Source organism: Streptococcus oralis (assembly GCF_021497945.1).
GTDB classification, from domain to species: domain Bacteria; phylum Bacillota; class Bacilli; order Lactobacillales; family Streptococcaceae; genus Streptococcus; species Streptococcus oralis_BR.
On sequence record NZ_CP046524.1, the window covers coordinates 1,134,117 to 1,152,531 of the forward strand.

Sequence of the window (18,415 nt, forward strand, 5' to 3'; positions counted from 1 at the left end):
CATTCCTTTTAAAGTGACTTCATCACAGGTCAACAATATCTTTTTTACCTTATTTTTGATATACTAAATTTAGAATATTTTCAAAGGAGAGCGCCATGCGTTTTAATCAATTCAGCTACTTGCCCGTTTCTCATTCGCAAGTTTTACGCGAGTTATCTCAGCTTGGTTTGAAGCTGGTACCAGAACAAGCATCAAAAAAACAACTTGAACAATTTGTCCGCTGGAGTTTTTTCACTTATACCAATACCGATTATGCTCTATCCACTTTAGCTGTGGATAAAGAAACGGACCTTTTGAGCTTCTTTCAGTCAGATTGTGACCTGACTCCTGAGATTTTTTATACTGTGACTTTTCAACTTCTGGGATTTAGTTATCTGATTGACTTTGAGGATGCCGAACAATTCTGTAAAGAAACTGGATTTCCTATTGTTTATGGAGACCTCATCGAAAATTTTTATCAATTGCTAAATACGCGAACGAAAAAAGGAAATACGCTCATCGACCAGCTTGTTAGTGATGGACTCATTTCAGAAGATAATCACTACCACTACTTTAACGGTAAAAGCTTGGCAACCTTCTCTAATCATGATGTCATTCGTGAAGTCGTGTATGTCGAGAGTCGTGTGGATACTGATAAAGACGGACTCCCTGATTTAGTCAAAGTCAGCGTTATTCGCCCACGTTACGATGGTCAAGTGCCTGCTCTTATGACCGCCAGCCCTTATCACCAAGGGACCAACGATAAAGCCAGTGACAAGGCTCTCTACAAAATGGAAGGAGAGCTTGAGGTCAAACCTACCCACATTATTGAACTTGAGGAGCCTGAGATTGATTTTGTCGAGCCTCTTGGTCAAGCAGAAGTCGTCTCTGAAGCTGAAGAAAAGCTATCTCATATCAATAGCTCATATACTCTAAATGACTACTTCCTCCCACGTGGATTTGCCAATCTCTATGTATCGGGTCTTGGAACTAAAGATTCTCAAGGTCTCATGACCAATGGGGACTACCAGCAGATTGAGGCATATAAAAATGTCATTGATTGGCTCAATGGCCGTTGCCGTGCTTTCACGGATCACACACGCAAACGTCAAATCAAGGCTGACTGGTCAAACGGCAAAGTCGCAACAACAGGAATTTCTTATCTAGGCACCATGTCCAATGGTCTTGCGACAACCGGTGTTGATGGCTTGGAAGTGATTATCGCAGAAGCAGGTATTTCCTCTTGGTATAACTACTATCGGGAAAATGGCCTAGTGACTAGCCCAGGTGGTTATCCAGGTGAGGATTTTGACTCACTTGCTGAATTGACCTACTCCCGTAATCTCCTAGCTGGTGATTATATTCGTGGTAATGGAGCTCATCAGGCAGACTTAGAGAAGGTAAAAGAAAAACTCGATCGCAAGACTGGTGACTACAATCAGTTTTGGCATGACCGCAACTATCTGCTCAATGCTCATAAGGTTCAAGCTGAGGTCGTCTTTACACATGGTTCTCAAGATTGGAACGTCAAACCTCTTCATGTTTACCAGATGTTTCATGCTCTTCCAACTCATATCAATAAGCACCTCTTTTTCCATCATGGGGCTCATGTTTATATGAATAACTGGCAGTCAATCGACTTCCGTGAGTCCATGAATGCCCTCTTAAGCAAGAAATTGTTAGGACTTGACTCAAGCTATCAACTTCCTACTGTCATCTGGCAAGACAATACTGTACCTCAGACGTGGCAGACTCTTGATGACTTTGGCAAACAGGATAAACTTCATACATTCTCTCTTGGAACTGAGGAAAAAGTGATTCAAAACCAGTACGATCAAAATGATTTTGACCGTTATGGCAAGACTTACCAGACCTTCAACACTGAGCTTTACCAAGGAAAAGCCAATCAAATCACCATTGACCTTCCAGTGACCAATGACATCCACTTAAATGGGCGAGTGGTGCTGAAACTTCATGTCAAATCAAGCACAAACAAGGGCTTATTATCTGCTCAACTGCTAGAACTTGGACAAAAGAAATATCTACAACCTTATCCAGCTGTTTTAAGTGCTAGAACCATTGACAACGGTCGCTACCACATGCTTGAAAATCTCTGTGAACTACCATTCAACTCAAGTGCCCAACGTGTCATCACCAAAGGCTACCTTAATTTACAAAATAGAAATGACTTACTATTAGTAGAGGATATTACTACAGATGAATGGATGGATGTGCAATTAGAACTGCAACCAACTATTTACAAGTTAAAAGAAGGAGATACTCTCCGTTTAGTCCTCTATACAACAGACTTTGAGATCACAATTCGAGATAATACAGACTACCACTTAACAGTCGATCTCACACAATCCTCCATCACCATCCCCTCATAAAAGGAGACAGCCTCATATGAATAAATCTGAACATAGACACCAACTCATCCGCGCGCTTGTAGCCAAAAATAAGATTCATACACAGGCAGAGTTGCAAGCTTTACTAGCTGAAAACGACATCCAAGTCACACAGGCCACTCTCTCACGCGATATCAAAACCATGAATCTATCAAAGGTTCGCGAAGCAGATCATTCTTACTATGTTTTAAATACTGGCTCCATCTCCAAATGGGAAAAACGCTTGGAAAACTATATGGAAGATGGACTAGTTATGCTACGTCCTGTCCAGCATCAGGTTGTCCTCAAAACCTTGCCAGGTCTTGCCCAATCGTTTGGAGCTGTTCTTGATGCTCTCGATTTTAAACAAATCATTGCTACCGTATGTGGTGATGATGTCTGCCTTCTTATCTGTGAAAACGCTGAAGAGGCACAGACTTGCTTTGAAATTCTTAAAAAATTTGCGCCACCATTTTTCTTCAATGACTAAAAAATTCCCCGTGATGAATACAATCACGGGGTTCTCTTTTATCAATGTCAATAGGCTATTTTTCTTCTTTATCAGCCTTCTCATTGACTTTTTTTTCTCGTGCCAATCTAAGAGCACGTTTAGGGTTGAGACGATTAAACAATTCTTCTAGTTTCTTTTCATTCCATACATCTGCTGCAGAAACAAAATTTCCATCTGCATCTCGGAATGATATCGGTTTATCTCCCATATCAATCTCCTAGTCTACAAATTCAAACTCAAATTTACCGATTCGGACTAAATCGCCATCCTTGGCACCACGCGCACGAAGGGCTTCGTCAACCCCCATACCACGTAACTGACGAGCAAACTTCATGACAGACTCATCACGATCAAAGTTGGTCATGTTAAAGAGTTTCATGAGTTTTTCACCAGAAAGTACCCATGTCGCATCATCATCACGACTAATCTCAAAGGCTTTTTCTTCCTCGTCAAAGCCATAGTAAGCCTCTTCTTCCATATCGGATTCATCATAAATCGGGAATTCTGGAGTCTTGTCTAACAATTCGGCTGTCGCGTCCAAAAGTGTAGCCAACCCTTGCTTGGTCAGACCAGAAATTGGGAAGATGGCTGGAAGTTCCTCGAACTCGTCGTAGTTTGCTGCCAATTTTTCCTTGAAGATTGCAAAATTTTCCTGACTTTCAGGCATATCCATCTTGTTAGCTACAATGATCTGCGGACGTTCCATGAGACGAAGGTTATAGGATTCCAATTCTTTATTGATAGCAAGGTAATCCTCATAAGGATCACGTCCTTCGCTAGCTGACATATCGATGACATGGAGGATAACTCGAGTGCGTTCGATGTGACGGAGAAACTGGGTTCCCAAGCCGACACCTTGACTGGCACCTTCAATCAAGCCCGGAAGGTCCGCTACGGCAAAAGATTCACCCGAGTGTGTACGAACCATCCCTAGATTAGGGACAATAGTTGTAAAGTGGTAGGCACCAATCTTTGGTTTCGCTGAAGTAATAACACTAAGCAAAGTTGACTTTCCGACAGATGGGAAACCGACTAAGCCAACATCAGCTAGGATCTTCAATTCCAGTTGCAACTCACGTTCTTGACCTGGTTCTCCATTCTCAGAGATTTCAGGTGCAGGATTTTTTGGTGTCGCAAAACGGATGTTTCCTCGACCACCTCGACCACCATGAGCCACGATAAACTCTTGCCCATGCTCAATCAAGTCTGTAATGACTTTACCTGTTTCTGCATCACGTACAGTCGTTCCTTGTGGTACACGAACACGAAGATCTTCTGCACCACGTCCATGCATCCCTTTGGTCATTCCTTTTTCACCAGAATCAGCCTTGAAATGACGGTTATAGCGGAAATCCATCAAGGTGCGCAAACCTTCGTCTACAACGAAAACAACGTTACCACCACGTCCACCATCACCGCCCCAAGGACCACCATTCGGGACATATTTTTCACGGCGAAAGGCAACCATGCCATCGCCACCATTACCAGCCTTGACCTTGATCTTAGCTGTATCTAAAAACATACTCATATTTTCTTCTCACTTTAAAAAGGACTGGAAAATCCAGTCATTAGTTATTGTTTCTATCTTAGCAACTTGCTTAGAATCTGCTAAAAGCTCCAAGCGCTGTCGCAAAAATACCAGCAAGGGTTACAAACAACATAATTAGCACGACAAAAAGCGTTACTTTTTCAAACATTGTTTTTTTACGTTTTCCATTATCTCCAAAAGCCATCTGGACTCCTTTTTATTTCTCTTTGTTCTATTCTGATTCTCTTTTAATATTCGCTAGAAACAGGCGCAATTACCCATAAAATCAAGTAAGCAAGTACCCCTGCCCCATAACAAAAGGCAAGAACGCCCCAAATCACACGGACAATAGTAGGGTCAATATCAAAATAGTGGGCTACACCTGCGCAAACGCCTCCAATTTTTTGATCTCTACCACTTCTCATAAATTTTTTTGCCATATTTTATTCTCCTGTATTTTTACTAATCTCTCCAGTAATCCCGGATGCTAGACAACTGCTTTTTAGAAGCCTTTAATATTCGTTTGGACTCTTTAACTGGAGCTGAAACAGCCTGCTGAGGTAGGTACAAAATAGTTTTTAAGAATCGCTGTGTCATGGGTTCGTCGCCACGTAGTTCCTGCTCAAATTTATTTGAAATCATCGCATCGAGATAAAACTCATGAACTCGTTTCCCAAAATTCTCAGCCGAAATCTCATACAACTTGTCAGCCAACTTCTGCTCATCCATATCTGGAGTGGCGATCAAGGCCTCCAAGATTGCACCTGCAAGATCATGCCCTCCATAGTAGAGGGTTCCAAACATTTTGTCACTGATCAGATTATCCAGATAAGGATTTCCATGAGCGATGACAGGCGTTCCACTGGCTAGACTCTCTAGATAAGTCAAACCTTGGGTCTCACTAGTGGAAGCAGAGATAAAGAAATCTGCAGCCTTATAGTACAAGGCTGTTTCACTTGGAGCAATCATACCAGTAAAAATCACATGATCTTGGATCTGCAATTTCACTGCTTGTTCCTTCAGACTGTCCAGATAAGGGCCGTCACCTGCAACAACAAGTTTCACCTTGTCTTCTTCTTTCACTACCTCAGCAAAGGCATTTAGGACTGCTTGGATATTCTTCTCATAGGAGATACGAGAAAGACTCAGCAACATTTTCTCATCTTCTTTAATCCCAAGCTTAGATCGAAGGGCTGCTAAATTCTCTTCTTTAATCTCAGGGCGTTCAAATTTAGCTAACTCGATACCAGTAGGGATAACACGCTTTTCAACCTTGACTTTGTACTTAGATAGAAGGTCCCGCACAATTTCACTAGGACAAATCACTCCATCCACATCGTGAAGGAAGCCCCGTACCAGATATTTTACCATACTTGGCCGAATCAGCATGCCCTTAGCAATGTAATGCACATAGTCTTCATACTGGGTATGGTAAGTATGAATAACTGGAATTTTCAATTCTCTCGCAATCCAAATCCCAAGCAAACCTAGTGAAAATTCTGTCTGGGTATGAATGATATCGAGTTGATACTGCTTGGCAATTTCAAGCGCCTTTGTGAAACCTCGGTAGGCAAATCGTCGATCCTTAAATGCAAAGAAAGGGACACTCGGAATGCGAATAATTTGCCAATCCTCGTAGCGGTTCACGTCTTTATCAGTCGTTGTAAAGATAAAAACTGCATGCCCTTGCTTCTCAAGCTCAGTTTTCAACGTCCGAATACTAGTCGCGACCCCGGAAACCTGAGGGAAATAGGTATCTGTAAATAAACCAATTCGCATAAATTACCTCACTTTTTGCCCAAAGCAGCCTGTTCTCGATAAAATTTTAACCAGATTTCCAACAAATGCTCCTCAGAGTACTCTTTGGAGATCTCGCGAGCTTTTTCTTTCAAGTCCTTTAAGGCTTCAGGGTCATTCTTGTATTCTAGGATTGCTTCTCTCATCTCGGAAACATCACTTGTAGCACGATAATTCCCATCAAGAATAACCTTATATAGTTCCAAGTCCCTCAACATAATAGGAGCCTCGCAACTAGCGGCCTCTAAGATAGTCATAGGGAATAATTCATTGTAACTTGGTAGCAAGAATAGATCCGACATAGCGTAAAGTTCCCGCATCCGTTCCGGTGACACAATCCCGGGAAAAATAAGATTTTCAGGTGGATTGTCCATAATCTTCTTATAGCGTTCATAACCATCTGTCATCCCACCAAATGAAAAACCACCTGCCCAGATAAAGGTAATTTCTGGCAATTCCTCAGCAAGACGGATAAAGTCATCAATCCCTTTACGTTTCTGAACCTGACCCGCACCGATTACGACAAACTGATCTTCCGCGAGATCTATTTCCTTACGGAGTTTTGAAACTTGTTCAGCTGGTAATGGATGCCATTTTTCTTTGTTTACAAAATTTGGGATGTAAGTCACTTTTTCACGCGGAATACCAGCAGCCACTAAATCCTCGATAAACATGGGATTGACCACCACCAGGTGTTCCATTCGGTTGTAAAAGGAAAAAACATAGCGTTTGACAATTCCTTTTAGGAAAAATGGAATCTTCAAACTCCCCTCAAGCGTATCAGGCAAAAAATGCACATAGCCAATTTTTCTCCCAGAGCGTTTCTTTTGGAAAGTGGATAAATAATAGGGAAAATCAATGGTATGAAAGTGAGTTACATCCGCTTCTACAGGAAGATTCTCTGTAACAATCAACTGGTCTTTGGCATCACGGTGAAGGAGACTAACCAATTCTCGATAAGCTCCTGACACTCCTTGACCAGCTACTTTTTCACTTGAACTCAGCATATTAATACGCAATTTTTCGTTTTCCATACCTTTCATTATACCATTTTATTTCCAGAAAATCAGCAAAAGAAAGAAGAGACCAAAGGAAAAAGGATAAATTTACCCTATTTTCCAATCGTCTCTCGCATTTTTCTTAGTCTTTATTTAATTCCTAGGGCGATACGCGCGTATCGGCTCATTTTTTCAACTGTCCAAGCTGGATACCAGACCAATTTGACCTCGGTATTAGTTACCTCAGGCACATCTGTCATCGCATCGTGTATCTGGTCTGTCAAAAGGTCAGCCAGTGGGCAGCCCATAGTTGTCAAGGTCATATCAATTTCAGTGTGACCTGTTTCACCATCAAATCGAATTTCATAAATCAAACCTAGGTTGACAATATCAATCCCCAACTCAGGATCAATTACTTCTTCCAAGGCATTTAAAATACGTGTTTTGATCGTTTCAATTTGCTCTTCTGTATAAGCCATGTTCATCCTCACTCTTAGTCTTCAATAAAATCACGAAGGGGTTTGCTGCGACTTGGTTGGCGCAATTTTCTCAAAGCCTTAGCCTCAATCTGACGGATACGCTCACGAGTCACGTTAAAGACTTTACCAACATCTTCAAGAGTACGCATTTTCCCATCATCTAGCCCGAAGCGCAAGCGCAAGACGTTTTCTTCACGGTCTGTGAGAGTATCCAAAACCTCATCCAACTGCTCACGCAAAACGATACGAGTTGTGTAGTCTACTGGATTTTCAATCACTTCGTCTTCGATAAAGTCCCCAAGATGGCTATCGTCCTCTTCACCAATCGGTGTTTCAAGTGATACTGGTTCTTGAGCGATTTTTAGGATTTCACGGACCTTGTCAGGTGTCATATCCATACGCTCAGCGATTTGTTCAGGAGTCGGATCTTGCCCCAATTCTTGAAGGAGATTACGTTGTTCACGGACAAGCTTGTTAATGGTTTCTACCATGTGGACAGGGATACGAATAGTACGGGCCTGGTCAGCGATGGCACGGGTAATCGCCTGACGAATCCACCAAGTTGCGTAAGTTGAAAACTTGAATCCTTTTGAATAGTCAAACTTGTCAACGGCCTTCATCAAACCCATGTTTCCTTCTTGAATCAAGTCAAGAAACTGCATGCCACGCCCTACGTAGCGCTTAGCAATAGAAACCACCAAACGAAGGTTGGCTTCCGCAAGACGTTGTTTGGCTTCAATATCACCAGCCTCAACAGCTAGGGCCAATTCCTTTTCTTCTTCGTTGGTCAAGAGAGGAACAACCCCGATTTCCTTCAAATACATACGGACTGGGTCATTAACCTTGGCAGAAGTTGAGCCAATCAAGTCCTCATCACTGAGTTCTGGCTCTTCTTCTGTACTAAGGACACGTGCACTTGGATTCCCTTCGTTATCCGTGATAGAAATGCCAGCATCCTGAATCCGTTGCAAAAGGTCTTCAATGCCGTCTGCATCTAAAGTAAAAGGAATAACCAGACTTGAGTTGATTTCATCGTCTGTTGCTGTTCCTGTTTTTTTGTGGTTACGGATAAAGTCTGCTACTTGCACATCAAATGTGGTTACTTCTTTTTGTTTTGTTGCCATTATTACTCCATTCTTCTCTTTTGGGAAATCAATCGTTGCAATTCTTCCAAGGCTGTGTCTGTATCTCCTACATGACTAGCTTCCTGCACTTTCTTTTTAATCCTTAAATTGTCCTTGCTGAGGAGGGCACGGTTACGAGTCGCTTCGACATCAGAAAGTTCTTGAGGCGACATCTCAGTTGGCAAATCTAGACCAAGAACTTGGTACCAGGCATTTTCAACCTCAGGAGTCTGATGAGAAAGTTCCTCTGAGCTGATTTCTCCCTGCTCACTTAATAATTCGTAAAGAATCTGAAATTCTGGGGTATCAAAGAAAAAATCTTCTCTTAATCTGTAGTCATTTAACACAACTGGATTCTCTGCCATCCTATAAAGGAGATGAGCCTCTGCTCTCATAACTGCTGTCAGTTGCCGCGTCACAGGCAAACTAATCGCTACTGGCGTAGGATTCTCCTTGACCCTCTCCTGCCTTTGAACAATCCGACTTTCATTTACAATCTGTTCTACTTGCTGGTAATCAAAGGAAGGTAGGTTATCCGCCAGAATGTGGATATAGGAATTCTGGGCGGTGATCGACTTTTCTTTGGCGATTAAGGGCGCAATCTTTTCAATGAACTCGATTTGCGCTTGCAAGTTATCACTATTCTCAGGTTTGAGTTGGTGAATATAGAACTCTATGGGACTGATACGTGTCTTGGTTAAGAGGTAGGCCAGATCTTCAGGAGAATTCTTTTGCAAATACTCATCTGGGTCCATGGCATCAGGTACTCGGACAACCTCCACTGAGAAATCTTTCAATTCCTCCAGAGCTTTAGCTGTTGCTGCCTGTCCTGCCTTATCGCCATCATAGCTGAGAACAATTTTTTTGGTAAAGCGTTTGAGGTGGTCAACATGCTCCTTGCTTAAGGCTGTCCCCATGGAAGCCACAGCATTTTCTATACCAGCACGGTAGGCTGCGATCACATCCATGAAGCCTTCCATCAGATAGAGTTCTGTATTCTTACCTGTTCCCTTTTTTGCCTTGTCCAAATGATACAATTCGTAACTCTTGTTAAAAATTGCAGTCGAGCGACTATTTTTATACTTAGCAGTCTGACTATCTGTTTCTTGCCAGATACGACCTGAAAAGGCAATGACCTGCCCCTTGTCATTGGTCAAAGGAAAGATGATCCGTCCGAAAAAAGTATCATAAAACTGATTGCCATCTGACAAGTAAAACAAGCCCGAATCCAATAAATCCTTTTCCTCAAACTTGTCAGATAAACGTTGATAGAGATAGGTTCTCTCTGCTGGAGCCAGTCCAATCTGGAAGTGCTTCAGAACATCATCCGTCAAGCCTCGTTTATATAGATAAGCCCTTGCTTCTTCTCCCATCTTGGTCGTCATGAGAATTGCATGGTAAAAACGGGCAGCTTCTTCATGCATATCATATAGAGCTTGATGAGGGGAAGCTTGTTGGGGACGAGACTGAACAGGCATAGCTAGTTGAATACCGACGCGCTCTCCTAAGAGCTGAACGGCTTCCATGAAGGATACACCTTGGTATTCTTCGATGAACTTAAAAACATCTCCTGAACGACCACAGCCGAAGCAATGATAAAACTGCTTGTCTTCCACAACGTTGAAAGAGGGGGTCTTCTCACCATGAAAAGGACAGAGCCCTAAATAGTTCCGTCCAGCCTTTTGTAAAGAAATCACGTCGCCTATGACTTCCACAATGTTGGTATTGTTTTTGATTTCTTCAATAACTTGCTTGTCAACCATACACAATACCTCCATGTTATCATAGTTTTACGTTAACTAGTATAGCTTATTTCTGAAAAAAAGTAAACCATTTCATACGCTTTCCCTACTTATATTTCATAAAAACTCACTGTTATCATGTTATCGGGAATCTTCTCCTTAACTCCTCCAACTTATCCTTTTATTTTCTTGTAAGATTGCTCATAAGTTACTTTTATTTTACTTGTTCTTGAAGATTATTTTTCAGTATTCTGCTAATATATTGTCCATCTTTTCTGCTGATACAAGCCGTTGCAAAAGTCATGGGTGCTATATATACTTCTCCTCGATAGGAAGGATCAACCAACACAGGCATGGAATAATAAGCATTCTTTTTATTCTTTAGGTCAATGAACCACTTGCCACCTAAGTGCTTGCGGAAGGTTTCTCCGATATAGACTGTTAAATAATCCAAGAGTTTTTTATCCTCTATCAAGACATGGTGATTTTCGTAATGAGCCAAAATCCAAGCCTCCAAATCATCCAAGGACTGCATGCTATAGTCCAAGATTAAATTTTGCTCTTGGGCAAAATCCTTAGTAAAATAATCCATTTTAAATTCAATCTGGAAAATCCATTCCTGAAAGTCTTCTTGTGTGTAAGTCATTTTTTACCTCCATAAACAATATGTTTTATTGAATTTTTTTCACTTTGAATGACTTATTATTATCCTAGATATCCTTGATTTTGATATTTTCTTAAAAGTATAGGAAAAATAAGTTTGAGTCGGCTCCATCCTATTCAGAAAAACTTAGTGGCACAATCTCTACATCCCCAAGATTATCAACCGAGTAACGTTGACTACCATTTTTAAACCAGCGTTCTAGAACGACATCATAGAGCATGAAGTAGGATTTTTCTTTAATCCAAGCTTCATCAATCCCATAAGGCTTTAAATACTCTAGTACTTCGTTTGGATTTGTTATCTGAAAATTTGGTAAGCCTTTAGTCGAGCTAAAACTATAGGAACTTTTTAAATGTAGCTCTAAATCAGATTCTTTTCCACTCTTCACTTCTATATTATAACCAATTAACTCGTAAGCTAATGATTGATCAGATTCTGAAATTTCAATAGTTTGTTTGAGCATCTTATCTCTATAATCATAGTCAATAAAAAGATATCTGCCATTAGGTAACGATCGTCTATACTCAATTAGAAATGTTTCTTCAATACCTACATACACTAATATAGTTTCACTCTCAGATAAGCCTGATTCAAGACTCATACCAACTATAATATCCTTATCGCGATATGATTCACCTCCGTCAACGGCTGTACTAAAATCAGCGAGGCCAGGTAAAACACCACTATTTATCTCTGCATAGTTCATTTCTAAAAAAACATTACTTAAAGATTCATGCACTCCTTTATAATAATACTTTTGATAGACATGATATAGACCAAACAAAGTTAGAAAAACTAATAAAATTATGAGTACGATTTTTAAAATTTTTTTATCTACCTTTTTCCTTACTTAAACCTTGGATAAGCTGAAGGTCACTTATAGATTTGTATTCATTATTCTTTGACTGCTTCAATATTCTTAGATTTGAACAATCAAATCTATCAATTCGTTAATTTGCATGAATATCCTTTTAAATCTAGGTTTAGAATTACCATAATATAAAAGTTTTAGAAATCTTCGAAGTGTTTGAACTGCTACTTTTTTAATTTTTAAACCATTCGATAGCTCGAACTGTCAAAAACTCTGAGAATTGACGAATTCTATGTCTAGAATAGCTGATTTTAAATTCTATCTTGAATGGTTCTGAAAAATTTTTGGTTTACCACTTTAAAAGATGACATTCTATCACTTTCTCAACTCTTTAATCTTAAAGAGTCTAGGAATAATCTTATATTTATACTCCATGCTAATACTTATTATACTATAAAATGAAGCAACTTGGACAAGTGCACCAATTCATCTAATTATGAAACTAAAAAACCTAGAAACATCTGCATGTTTCTAAGTTAATCTTCACTATTTTTTGATCAAATACTGGCTCATCTATTCAAATAATTGATAGTAGTCTGAGATTTTCATCTTAGCTTTTTCTTCTTTATTGAGGTCTTGGATGATACGACCTTCCTTCATGACAATCAGACGATTGCCATACTTCAGTGCATCTTCCATATGGTGGGTAATCATCAAGGCTGTCAGATGATCCTTGCTGACAAAGTCATCTGTTAGTTCCATCAAGGCCACACTTGTTTTTGGGTCAAGAGCTGCTGTGTGTTCATCCAACAAGAGCAACTCTGGTCGCTTCAAGGTTGCCATCAAGAGACTCAAGGCCTGACGTTGTCCACCTGAAAGAAACTCAATCGGAGTGTCGAGATGTTTCTCAAGACCATTTCCCACTTTTTCAATGGTAGCCTGAAACTCTTCCCGATAACTTGATAGCCTTCTAGGCAGGAGCCCTCTCTTCTCACCACGAAACTTGGCAATCAAAAGGTTTTCTGCAACGGTCATACGGGGAGCCGTACCCATTTTAGGATCCTGAAAGACACGAGACAGGTACCTAGCCCGCTTTTCAGGTGAAAAATGCGTCACGTCCTCGCCCATGATGCGGATACTTCCGCTTGTTAAAGGTAGGGTACCTGCAATAGTGTTAAAAAGCGTTGACTTCCCTGCTCCATTTCCCCCTAGGATGGTAATGAAATCATGTTCGAAAATTTCAAGAGAAACATCATTCAGAATGATTTTTTCCTCATCAAAGCCATTCGTGATGACTTTGGTAGCATTTTTTAATTCTACAATTGCTGTCATTTGCTAAACTTGACTCCTTTCAGGTATTTGCTTTTGAAGGTTGGAATCATGAGACAAACTGCCAAAATCAAGGCGCTGTACAAACGAAGATAACTTGTATTAAACCCAAGAGCAATCACTCCCCAAACGAGGAACTGATAAGCGATAGAGCCTACAACGATGGTCATGAGTCGCTCTGCCAAGGTCAAACTCTTGAACAAAACCTCACCAATAATCAAGCTAGCAAGCCCTACGACTATCACGCCGATTCCTCGAGAAACATCTGCATATCCTTCTTGTTGAGCAATTAAGGCCCCTGCAAGCGCGATGATCCCATTTGAGAGAACCAAGCCCATAAGTTCCATACGACCCGTATTGATACCAAAGCTACGAGCCATATCAGGATTGTCACCTGTAGCGATGTAGGCCTGACCTAGTTTGGTATCAAGGAAAAAGAGCATGAGACCAATAACAAGAGCTACAAAGATTAATCCAGTCAGGAGTTGGTTAAGGTCTGAATCGAAAGGCAAGACATCCTGAATTTGCTTGGTTCCAAGAAGCCCCAGATTGGCACGCCCCATAATCATGAGCATGATGGAATGGCAGGAAGTCATGACCAGAATTCCTGATAAGAGGGTTGGGATTTTTCCTTTGGTATATAAGAGTCCCGTCGCCATACCAGCTAGACAGCCCGCTCCTACTGCAGCCAAGGTTGCCAAAAACGGATTGACTCCCTGTGTTATCAAGGTTACAGCTACTGCTCCCCCAAGAGGAAAAGAACCTTCAGTAGTCATATCTGGAAAATTCAAAATTCGAAAAGTCATAAAGATTCCCAAACCTAAAATCGCCCAGACCATCCCCTGAGAAATAATGGATACTATCATAATCTTTCACTCATTTCTTTCTTTAGTAAAAATGGGAGGAGATGTGTCCAGCTCCTCCTTTATCTTTATTCAATCACTTGTCCTGCTTCTTTTAGAACGGACTCAGGGATTGTGATACCAAGTTCCTGCGCTAGTTTTTTGTTGATAACCGACTTACCAGTTGAGAAGACATTAACTGGCGTATCAGCTGGTTTTTCGCCTTTCAATACTTTGGCAATCATTTTACCAGTAGCCACTCCAAGATCGTGTTGGTCAACTACTACAGATGCTAATCCACCTGCTTCTACCATGGCAGTAGCACTTGGGTAGATTGGCTTTTTAGCTGTTTGGTTGCTTGATACAACTGTTGGGAAGGCTGATGCGATGGTGTTGTCAATTGGAACCCAGATTGCGTCGACCTTGCTGGTCATAACATTAACAGTTGAAGCAATTTCATTAGTTGAAGGAACGGCAAAGGTTTCGACTGTCAAACCTGCTTTTTCAGCATAAGCCTTGAATTCTTCAACTTGTGATTTTGAGTTATCTTCACTGCTTGAGTAGAGAGCGCCGATTGTTTTAACATCAGGTGTCAAAGCTTTAATCAACTCTACTTGTTGTTCAGCTGGGTTGTGATCTGACACCCCTGTGATGTTGCCACCCGGTTTTTTCAAATCTTTGACCAAGTTAGCACCGATTGGATCAGTTACAGCCGCCATGATAACTGGTAGGTCTTTTGTAGCACTAGCGAGTCCTTGAGCCGCTGGTGTCGCAATTCCAACAACAACATCGTTTCCATTTGCCACCAATTGTTTACTCATGGTTGCAACCTTGCTCTGATCGCCTTCAGAGTTCATAAAGTCGATTTTTACTTGGTCGTCCTTATACCCTTCTTCAGCTAGTCCATCTTGAATCCCCTGATAAATCAAGTCCAAGGATGGGTGACTAACAAATTGAAGAACACCAACCTTAGCAACCTTTTTCTCTTCCTTAGTTGCTGGCTTGTTCATTGATGAATAAATCAAGCTAGCCACTACCAATACTGCTAATCCAGCGATAATTCCAATTAAACGTTTATTTTTCATATTTTTTCTCCTTTTAAATCACTTGTATAATGCTCTTTTAAACAAAACAAGCGACGCCATCGTTTAAATTCCAATATCTTTCCTCCCCATAGAAAAAGTCCTCACACAAAAAACTTGTGTGAGGACGTCGATGCGCGGTGCCACCTCAATTATAGGGAATATCCCTATCGCTCTTTCTCGCAATAACGAGTTGCACTGTAAGGTGTGCTCACCGAATTTTTATGATTTCAAATTCTTAATAACATTCAGCCCAATTTTCATCACTTTCATCTATCTGTTTCCACCAACCACAGACTCTCTAAAAAACTTCAATGATTACTTTCTGAATGTTTAAATTATATCATTTTTCAACTACTTGTCAAGGTTATTTTTAGAATTTTTTAAACAATTCAAAAACTTCCCCTTGAAAAAAGAGGAAGTTTGTAGAATATCAGCCTGAATTACGCAAACCGGTTGCAATTCCGTTAATAGTTGTATGGATTAGTCTTTCTTCGTCTGCTGACAATTCACCGCGACGTTGGCGTTTGATCAACTCCAACTGGATGTAGTTAAGGATATTAAAGTAAGGCATACGATAGTTTAGACTGTCTTTTAGGTAAGAGTTTTCAGCCAAGAGTTCGTCATAGCCTTCAATAGCTAGAATAACGTTCTTGGTCAATTGCCATTCATCTAAAATAGTGTAGTAGATAGCTTGTACTTCTTCGTCTTCACAGAGCTTGGCATATTCGAAGGCAATGTTCATGTTCGACTTAGACAAGACCATGTCCACATTGGAAAGCAGAGATTGGAAGAAAGGCCAGTTTTGGTACATATCACGAAGGATCTCAATATTATCAGGATCTTGATCAATAAATTCTTTGAAGCTTGAACCCACGCCATACCAGCCAGGGAACATGACACGACTTTGTGACCATGAGAAGACCCAAGGGATAGCACGTAAACCGCCGATTTCAGTGATAGTCTTACGAGCAGCTGGACGAGAACCGATATTGAAGCTTGAAATAGCCTTGATTGGACTTGATTCAAAGAAATAGTCATAGAAATGTTCATTTCCAAAGACCAAATCACGGTAGATATCGTAGCTACGGTCCACTACTTGATCCATGATAGCTTCGTAACGATTTGACGTATTAGTATCGCTCTTCTTCTTGGTAATCATACGGTTAATGGCTGCAGAAACCAGCATCTCAAGGTTATAATAGGCAGCATCTTTGTTTCCGTATTTGTTTCCAATGACTTCTCCCTGCTCAGTCAGACGGATACGGTCCTTGATAGACTTGAGCGGTTGAGATGTGATGGCTTCATAAGTTGGGCCACCACCACGACCCACAGTACCACCACGACCATGGAAGAAGGTGACTTTAACACCAAATTCATCACCGATAGCAGTAAGTTGTTGTTGCGCTTTATATAGAGTCCAACATGATGACAGGTAACCACCGTCCTTGTTACTATCAGAGTAGCCAAGCATGATTTCTTGGTAGTTATCCTTTGAAGCAATCCATTTTTTAGCCAAAGGAAGAGAGAAATATCTTCTCATGGTTTCTTCCGAATGATCCAAGTCCTCGATAGTTTCAAAGAGAGGAACAATCTGAACGCGGGCTTTTTGGGCATCCACCAAGCCGACTTCCTTAAGCATAATTGCTAGTTCGAGCATATCGGATACACTGGTTGCGTGAGAAATGATGGTTTGACGGATGACGTTTTCACCCAGTTTATCCTTCAACTTGCGGGCAGCTTTAAAGATAGACAGTTCTTTTTCAAGCAGTTCTGACTTTTCAGCATGAGTTGCTGAGAGGATACGAGGATCTTCTTCCAACTCTTTTAAGAGAAGGGCGCATTTTTCGTCTTCAGAAAGGTCACTATAATGGTCGTTGATACCTGCAGATGCTAGTAATTCTGCCACACAAGCTTCATGAACACTAGAATCTTGGCGCATATCGATAGAAGCAAGGTAGAAACCAAAAATTTCGACAGCTTGCATCAACTCGACAAATTCTCCAGAAATCAGGTATTCCCCCTTGTTCTCAAGAAGAGAATCGCGAATGGCCAACAAGTCTTGGTAAAATTCATCTGAGGTAGCATATCTTGGATGAACATCCTTATCTTCGATAAGATAGGTCTTGGTTGCCTGCATCTTGGCTTGGATGTCAAAGAGGGCACGACGATAGAGTTCTTTTTCGCGATAAATCGAGTTATCCTGTGACTTAAGAGCCATCTCACGAACCTTGTCGCTGACATTCACAATACTGGTTGAGAGTGAGAATTCACGATAGAGGTTATAAATCTTCTCATCGTAATAATTCATGATGACTTCACACTGGGTCAAGGCTGATTTGTTGAGGGTTTCAGCCGTTACGAAAGGATTGCCATCACGGTCTCCTCCAATCCACATTCCCATGGTAATCGGTTTTGGATGTTGGAGATCGATACCTTGTTCCTTAGCTAGTTTCTTATACTCAGCCGTCAAACGTGGAACAGCATTCAAGAAAGAACTTTGATAGTACTCCATCACGTTGGTGATTTCGTTGGTTACTTTCAATTTCTTCTCGCGAATCATGTCCGTCTGCATGATAATCTCAATATAACGACGGAGATCCGTGTGCCATTTTTCTTTGTTAATCAAGCCTAGTTTGACATCACGGTACTTACGCAAAAGATTATGAATGTGATTGGTCAAATCCAACATACTCTTACGTTGGACCTGAGTCGGATGGGCAGTTAAGACAGGCACAACATTTAGCTGCTCCAAAATTGTAGCTGCATTTTCTTTTTCAGCCACCATTTTAATGGTTGTAGATAGTTTCCCTAGATAGTCTTGGTCCACATTGTTTTGGTGATTGATTTCATAGGCCAAATCCACATCCTCAGAGATATTGATCAAGAGTGGAAGGATTGAGAAATAGCGAGAAATATAAATCATTTCTTCGTTTGAAAGGCTGGTCACCAATTTATTGAGTCCTTGATAGTCTTCGCTTGTAGACAAGTCCTTCAACTGCATGATTTTATCAAAAGTCTCTGGCGCAAGCATATTTTTTGTGATATCTTCTAACAGCTCAGTCAAAATCAAGACTTCTTCTTGGACGACGGCTTTATTGCTATAGTTTTCTAATTTTTGAAGTGACATAAACTTTCCTTT

The 18,415-nt window shown here is 40.8% G+C and carries 17 protein-coding genes and 1 other annotated feature; of the genes, 2 read left to right on the forward strand and 15 right to left on the reverse strand.

The features are described from left to right. The first annotated feature begins 95 nt into the window (after nucleotides 1-95). On the forward strand, nucleotides 96-2,369 hold the full coding sequence (locus GOM47_RS05780) for a Xaa-Pro dipeptidyl-peptidase (RefSeq protein WP_235080145.1): 2,274 nt from the start codon (nucleotides 96-98) through the stop codon (nucleotides 2,367-2,369). Between the two features lie 16 nt (nucleotides 2,370-2,385). Next, nucleotides 2,386-2,856, forward strand: a complete 471-nt coding sequence (locus GOM47_RS05785; protein ID WP_001043005.1) for an arginine repressor — start codon at nucleotides 2,386-2,388, stop codon at nucleotides 2,854-2,856. Between the two features lie 55 nt (nucleotides 2,857-2,911). Here the strand turns inward: GOM47_RS05785 and GOM47_RS05790 are convergent, their stop codons facing one another. From GOM47_RS05790 to ppc, 15 genes are all read right to left on the reverse strand, one after another. Continuing rightward, a complete protein-coding gene (locus GOM47_RS05790; RefSeq protein WP_223327588.1) occupies nucleotides 2,912-3,085 on the reverse strand; it encodes a hypothetical protein in 174 nt (57 codons plus the stop codon). 9 nt (nucleotides 3,086-3,094) lie between these two features. After that, a complete protein-coding gene (gene obgE / locus GOM47_RS05795) occupies nucleotides 3,095-4,405 on the reverse strand; it encodes a GTPase ObgE (RefSeq protein WP_235080146.1) in 1,311 nt (436 codons plus the stop codon). Between the two features lie 70 nt (nucleotides 4,406-4,475). After that, nucleotides 4,476-4,610, reverse strand: a complete 135-nt coding sequence (locus GOM47_RS05800) for a DUF4044 domain-containing protein (RefSeq protein ID WP_000863854.1) — start codon at nucleotides 4,608-4,610, stop codon at nucleotides 4,476-4,478. 43 nt (nucleotides 4,611-4,653) lie between these two features. Next, nucleotides 4,654-4,845, reverse strand: coding sequence for a PspC domain-containing protein (locus tag GOM47_RS05805; RefSeq protein WP_001074503.1), 192 nt, complete (start codon nucleotides 4,843-4,845; stop codon nucleotides 4,654-4,656). A gap of 22 nt (nucleotides 4,846-4,867) precedes the next feature. Further along, nucleotides 4,868-6,184, reverse strand: coding sequence for a glycosyltransferase family 4 protein (locus GOM47_RS05810; RefSeq protein WP_235080147.1), 1,317 nt, complete (start codon nucleotides 6,182-6,184; stop codon nucleotides 4,868-4,870). Nucleotides 6,185-6,192: 8 nt separating this feature from the next. Further along, the gene (locus tag GOM47_RS05815) at nucleotides 6,193-7,236 is read right to left on the reverse strand and encodes a glycosyltransferase family 4 protein (RefSeq protein ID WP_235080148.1); all 1,044 of its coding nucleotides are present in this window, start codon (nucleotides 7,234-7,236) and stop codon (nucleotides 6,193-6,195) included. A 113-nt stretch (nucleotides 7,237-7,349) separates the two neighbouring features. Next, nucleotides 7,350-7,679 carry a metal-sulfur cluster assembly factor gene (locus GOM47_RS05820; RefSeq protein ID WP_000331930.1) on the reverse strand — a complete coding sequence of 110 codons (330 nt, stop codon included), beginning with the start codon at nucleotides 7,677-7,679 and terminating at the stop codon, nucleotides 7,350-7,352. Nucleotides 7,680-7,693: 14 nt separating this feature from the next. Then, the gene (rpoD, locus tag GOM47_RS05825) at nucleotides 7,694-8,803 is read right to left on the reverse strand and encodes an RNA polymerase sigma factor RpoD (protein ID WP_000201893.1); all 1,110 of its coding nucleotides are present in this window, start codon (nucleotides 8,801-8,803) and stop codon (nucleotides 7,694-7,696) included. A 2-nt stretch (nucleotides 8,804-8,805) separates the two neighbouring features. Then, nucleotides 8,806-10,566, reverse strand: a complete 1,761-nt coding sequence (gene dnaG / locus GOM47_RS05830) for a DNA primase (protein ID WP_235080149.1) — start codon at nucleotides 10,564-10,566, stop codon at nucleotides 8,806-8,808. A gap of 193 nt (nucleotides 10,567-10,759) precedes the next feature. Further along, nucleotides 10,760-11,191 carry a hypothetical protein gene (locus GOM47_RS05835; RefSeq protein ID WP_000222726.1) on the reverse strand — a complete coding sequence of 144 codons (432 nt, stop codon included), beginning with the start codon at nucleotides 11,189-11,191 and terminating at the stop codon, nucleotides 10,760-10,762. 130 nt (nucleotides 11,192-11,321) lie between these two features. Next, nucleotides 11,322-11,993, reverse strand: a complete 672-nt coding sequence (locus tag GOM47_RS05840) for a TipC family immunity protein (protein WP_235080150.1) — start codon at nucleotides 11,991-11,993, stop codon at nucleotides 11,322-11,324. A 600-nt stretch (nucleotides 11,994-12,593) separates the two neighbouring features. Next, the gene (locus tag GOM47_RS05845) at nucleotides 12,594-13,352 is read right to left on the reverse strand and encodes an ABC transporter ATP-binding protein (RefSeq protein ID WP_235080151.1); all 759 of its coding nucleotides are present in this window, start codon (nucleotides 13,350-13,352) and stop codon (nucleotides 12,594-12,596) included. Next, nucleotides 13,349-14,215, reverse strand: coding sequence for an ABC transporter permease (locus GOM47_RS05850; RefSeq protein WP_000637255.1), 867 nt, complete (start codon nucleotides 14,213-14,215; stop codon nucleotides 13,349-13,351). Before GOM47_RS05850 ends, GOM47_RS05845 begins: the two co-directional genes overlap by 4 nt. Before the next feature lie 65 nt (nucleotides 14,216-14,280). Further along, the gene (gene trpX, locus GOM47_RS05855; protein ID WP_235080152.1) at nucleotides 14,281-15,276 is read right to left on the reverse strand and encodes a tryptophan ABC transporter substrate-binding protein; all 996 of its coding nucleotides are present in this window, start codon (nucleotides 15,274-15,276) and stop codon (nucleotides 14,281-14,283) included. A gap of 117 nt (nucleotides 15,277-15,393) precedes the next feature. Then, nucleotides 15,394-15,610: a binding site (T-box leader), on the reverse strand. A gap of 96 nt (nucleotides 15,611-15,706) precedes the next feature. Then, nucleotides 15,707-18,403, reverse strand: a complete 2,697-nt coding sequence (gene ppc / locus GOM47_RS05860) for a phosphoenolpyruvate carboxylase (RefSeq protein WP_235080153.1) — start codon at nucleotides 18,401-18,403, stop codon at nucleotides 15,707-15,709. Between the last annotated feature and the right edge of the window lie 12 nt (nucleotides 18,404-18,415).

Bases quoted from the DNA above. Each gene is read 5' to 3' on its own strand.
- GOM47_RS05780 (WP_235080145.1), top strand. From the start codon at position 96: ATGCGTTTTAATCAATTCAGCTACTTGCCCGTTTCTCATTCGCAAGTT.
- GOM47_RS05785 (WP_001043005.1), top strand. From the start codon at position 2,386: ATGAATAAATCTGAACATAGACACCAACTCATCCGCGCGCTTGTAGCC.
- GOM47_RS05790 (WP_223327588.1), bottom strand. From the start codon at position 3,085: ATGGGAGATAAACCGATATCATTCCGAGATGCAGATGGAAATTTTGTT.
- obgE (WP_235080146.1), bottom strand. From the start codon at position 4,405: ATGAGTATGTTTTTAGATACAGCTAAGATCAAGGTCAAGGCTGGTAAT.
- GOM47_RS05800 (WP_000863854.1), bottom strand. From the start codon at position 4,610: ATGGCTTTTGGAGATAATGGAAAACGTAAAAAAACAATGTTTGAAAAA.
- GOM47_RS05805 (WP_001074503.1), bottom strand. From the start codon at position 4,845: ATGGCAAAAAAATTTATGAGAAGTGGTAGAGATCAAAAAATTGGAGGC.
- GOM47_RS05810 (WP_235080147.1), bottom strand. From the start codon at position 6,184: ATGCGAATTGGTTTATTTACAGATACCTATTTCCCTCAGGTTTCCGGG.
- GOM47_RS05815 (WP_235080148.1), bottom strand. From the start codon at position 7,236: ATGGAAAACGAAAAATTGCGTATTAATATGCTGAGTTCAAGTGAAAAA.
- GOM47_RS05820 (WP_000331930.1), bottom strand. From the start codon at position 7,679: ATGGCTTATACAGAAGAGCAAATTGAAACGATCAAAACACGTATTTTA.
- rpoD (WP_000201893.1), bottom strand. From the start codon at position 8,803: ATGGCAACAAAACAAAAAGAAGTAACCACATTTGATGTGCAAGTAGCA.
- dnaG (WP_235080149.1), bottom strand. From the start codon at position 10,566: ATGGTTGACAAGCAAGTTATTGAAGAAATCAAAAACAATACCAACATT.
- GOM47_RS05835 (WP_000222726.1), bottom strand. From the start codon at position 11,191: ATGACTTACACACAAGAAGACTTTCAGGAATGGATTTTCCAGATTGAA.
- GOM47_RS05845 (WP_235080151.1), bottom strand. From the start codon at position 13,352: ATGACAGCAATTGTAGAATTAAAAAATGCTACCAAAGTCATCACGAAT.
- GOM47_RS05850 (WP_000637255.1), bottom strand. From the start codon at position 14,215: ATGATAGTATCCATTATTTCTCAGGGGATGGTCTGGGCGATTTTAGGT.
- trpX (WP_235080152.1), bottom strand. From the start codon at position 15,276: ATGAAAAATAAACGTTTAATTGGAATTATCGCTGGATTAGCAGTATTG.
- ppc (WP_235080153.1), bottom strand. From the start codon at position 18,403: ATGTCACTTCAAAAATTAGAAAACTATAGCAATAAAGCCGTCGTCCAA.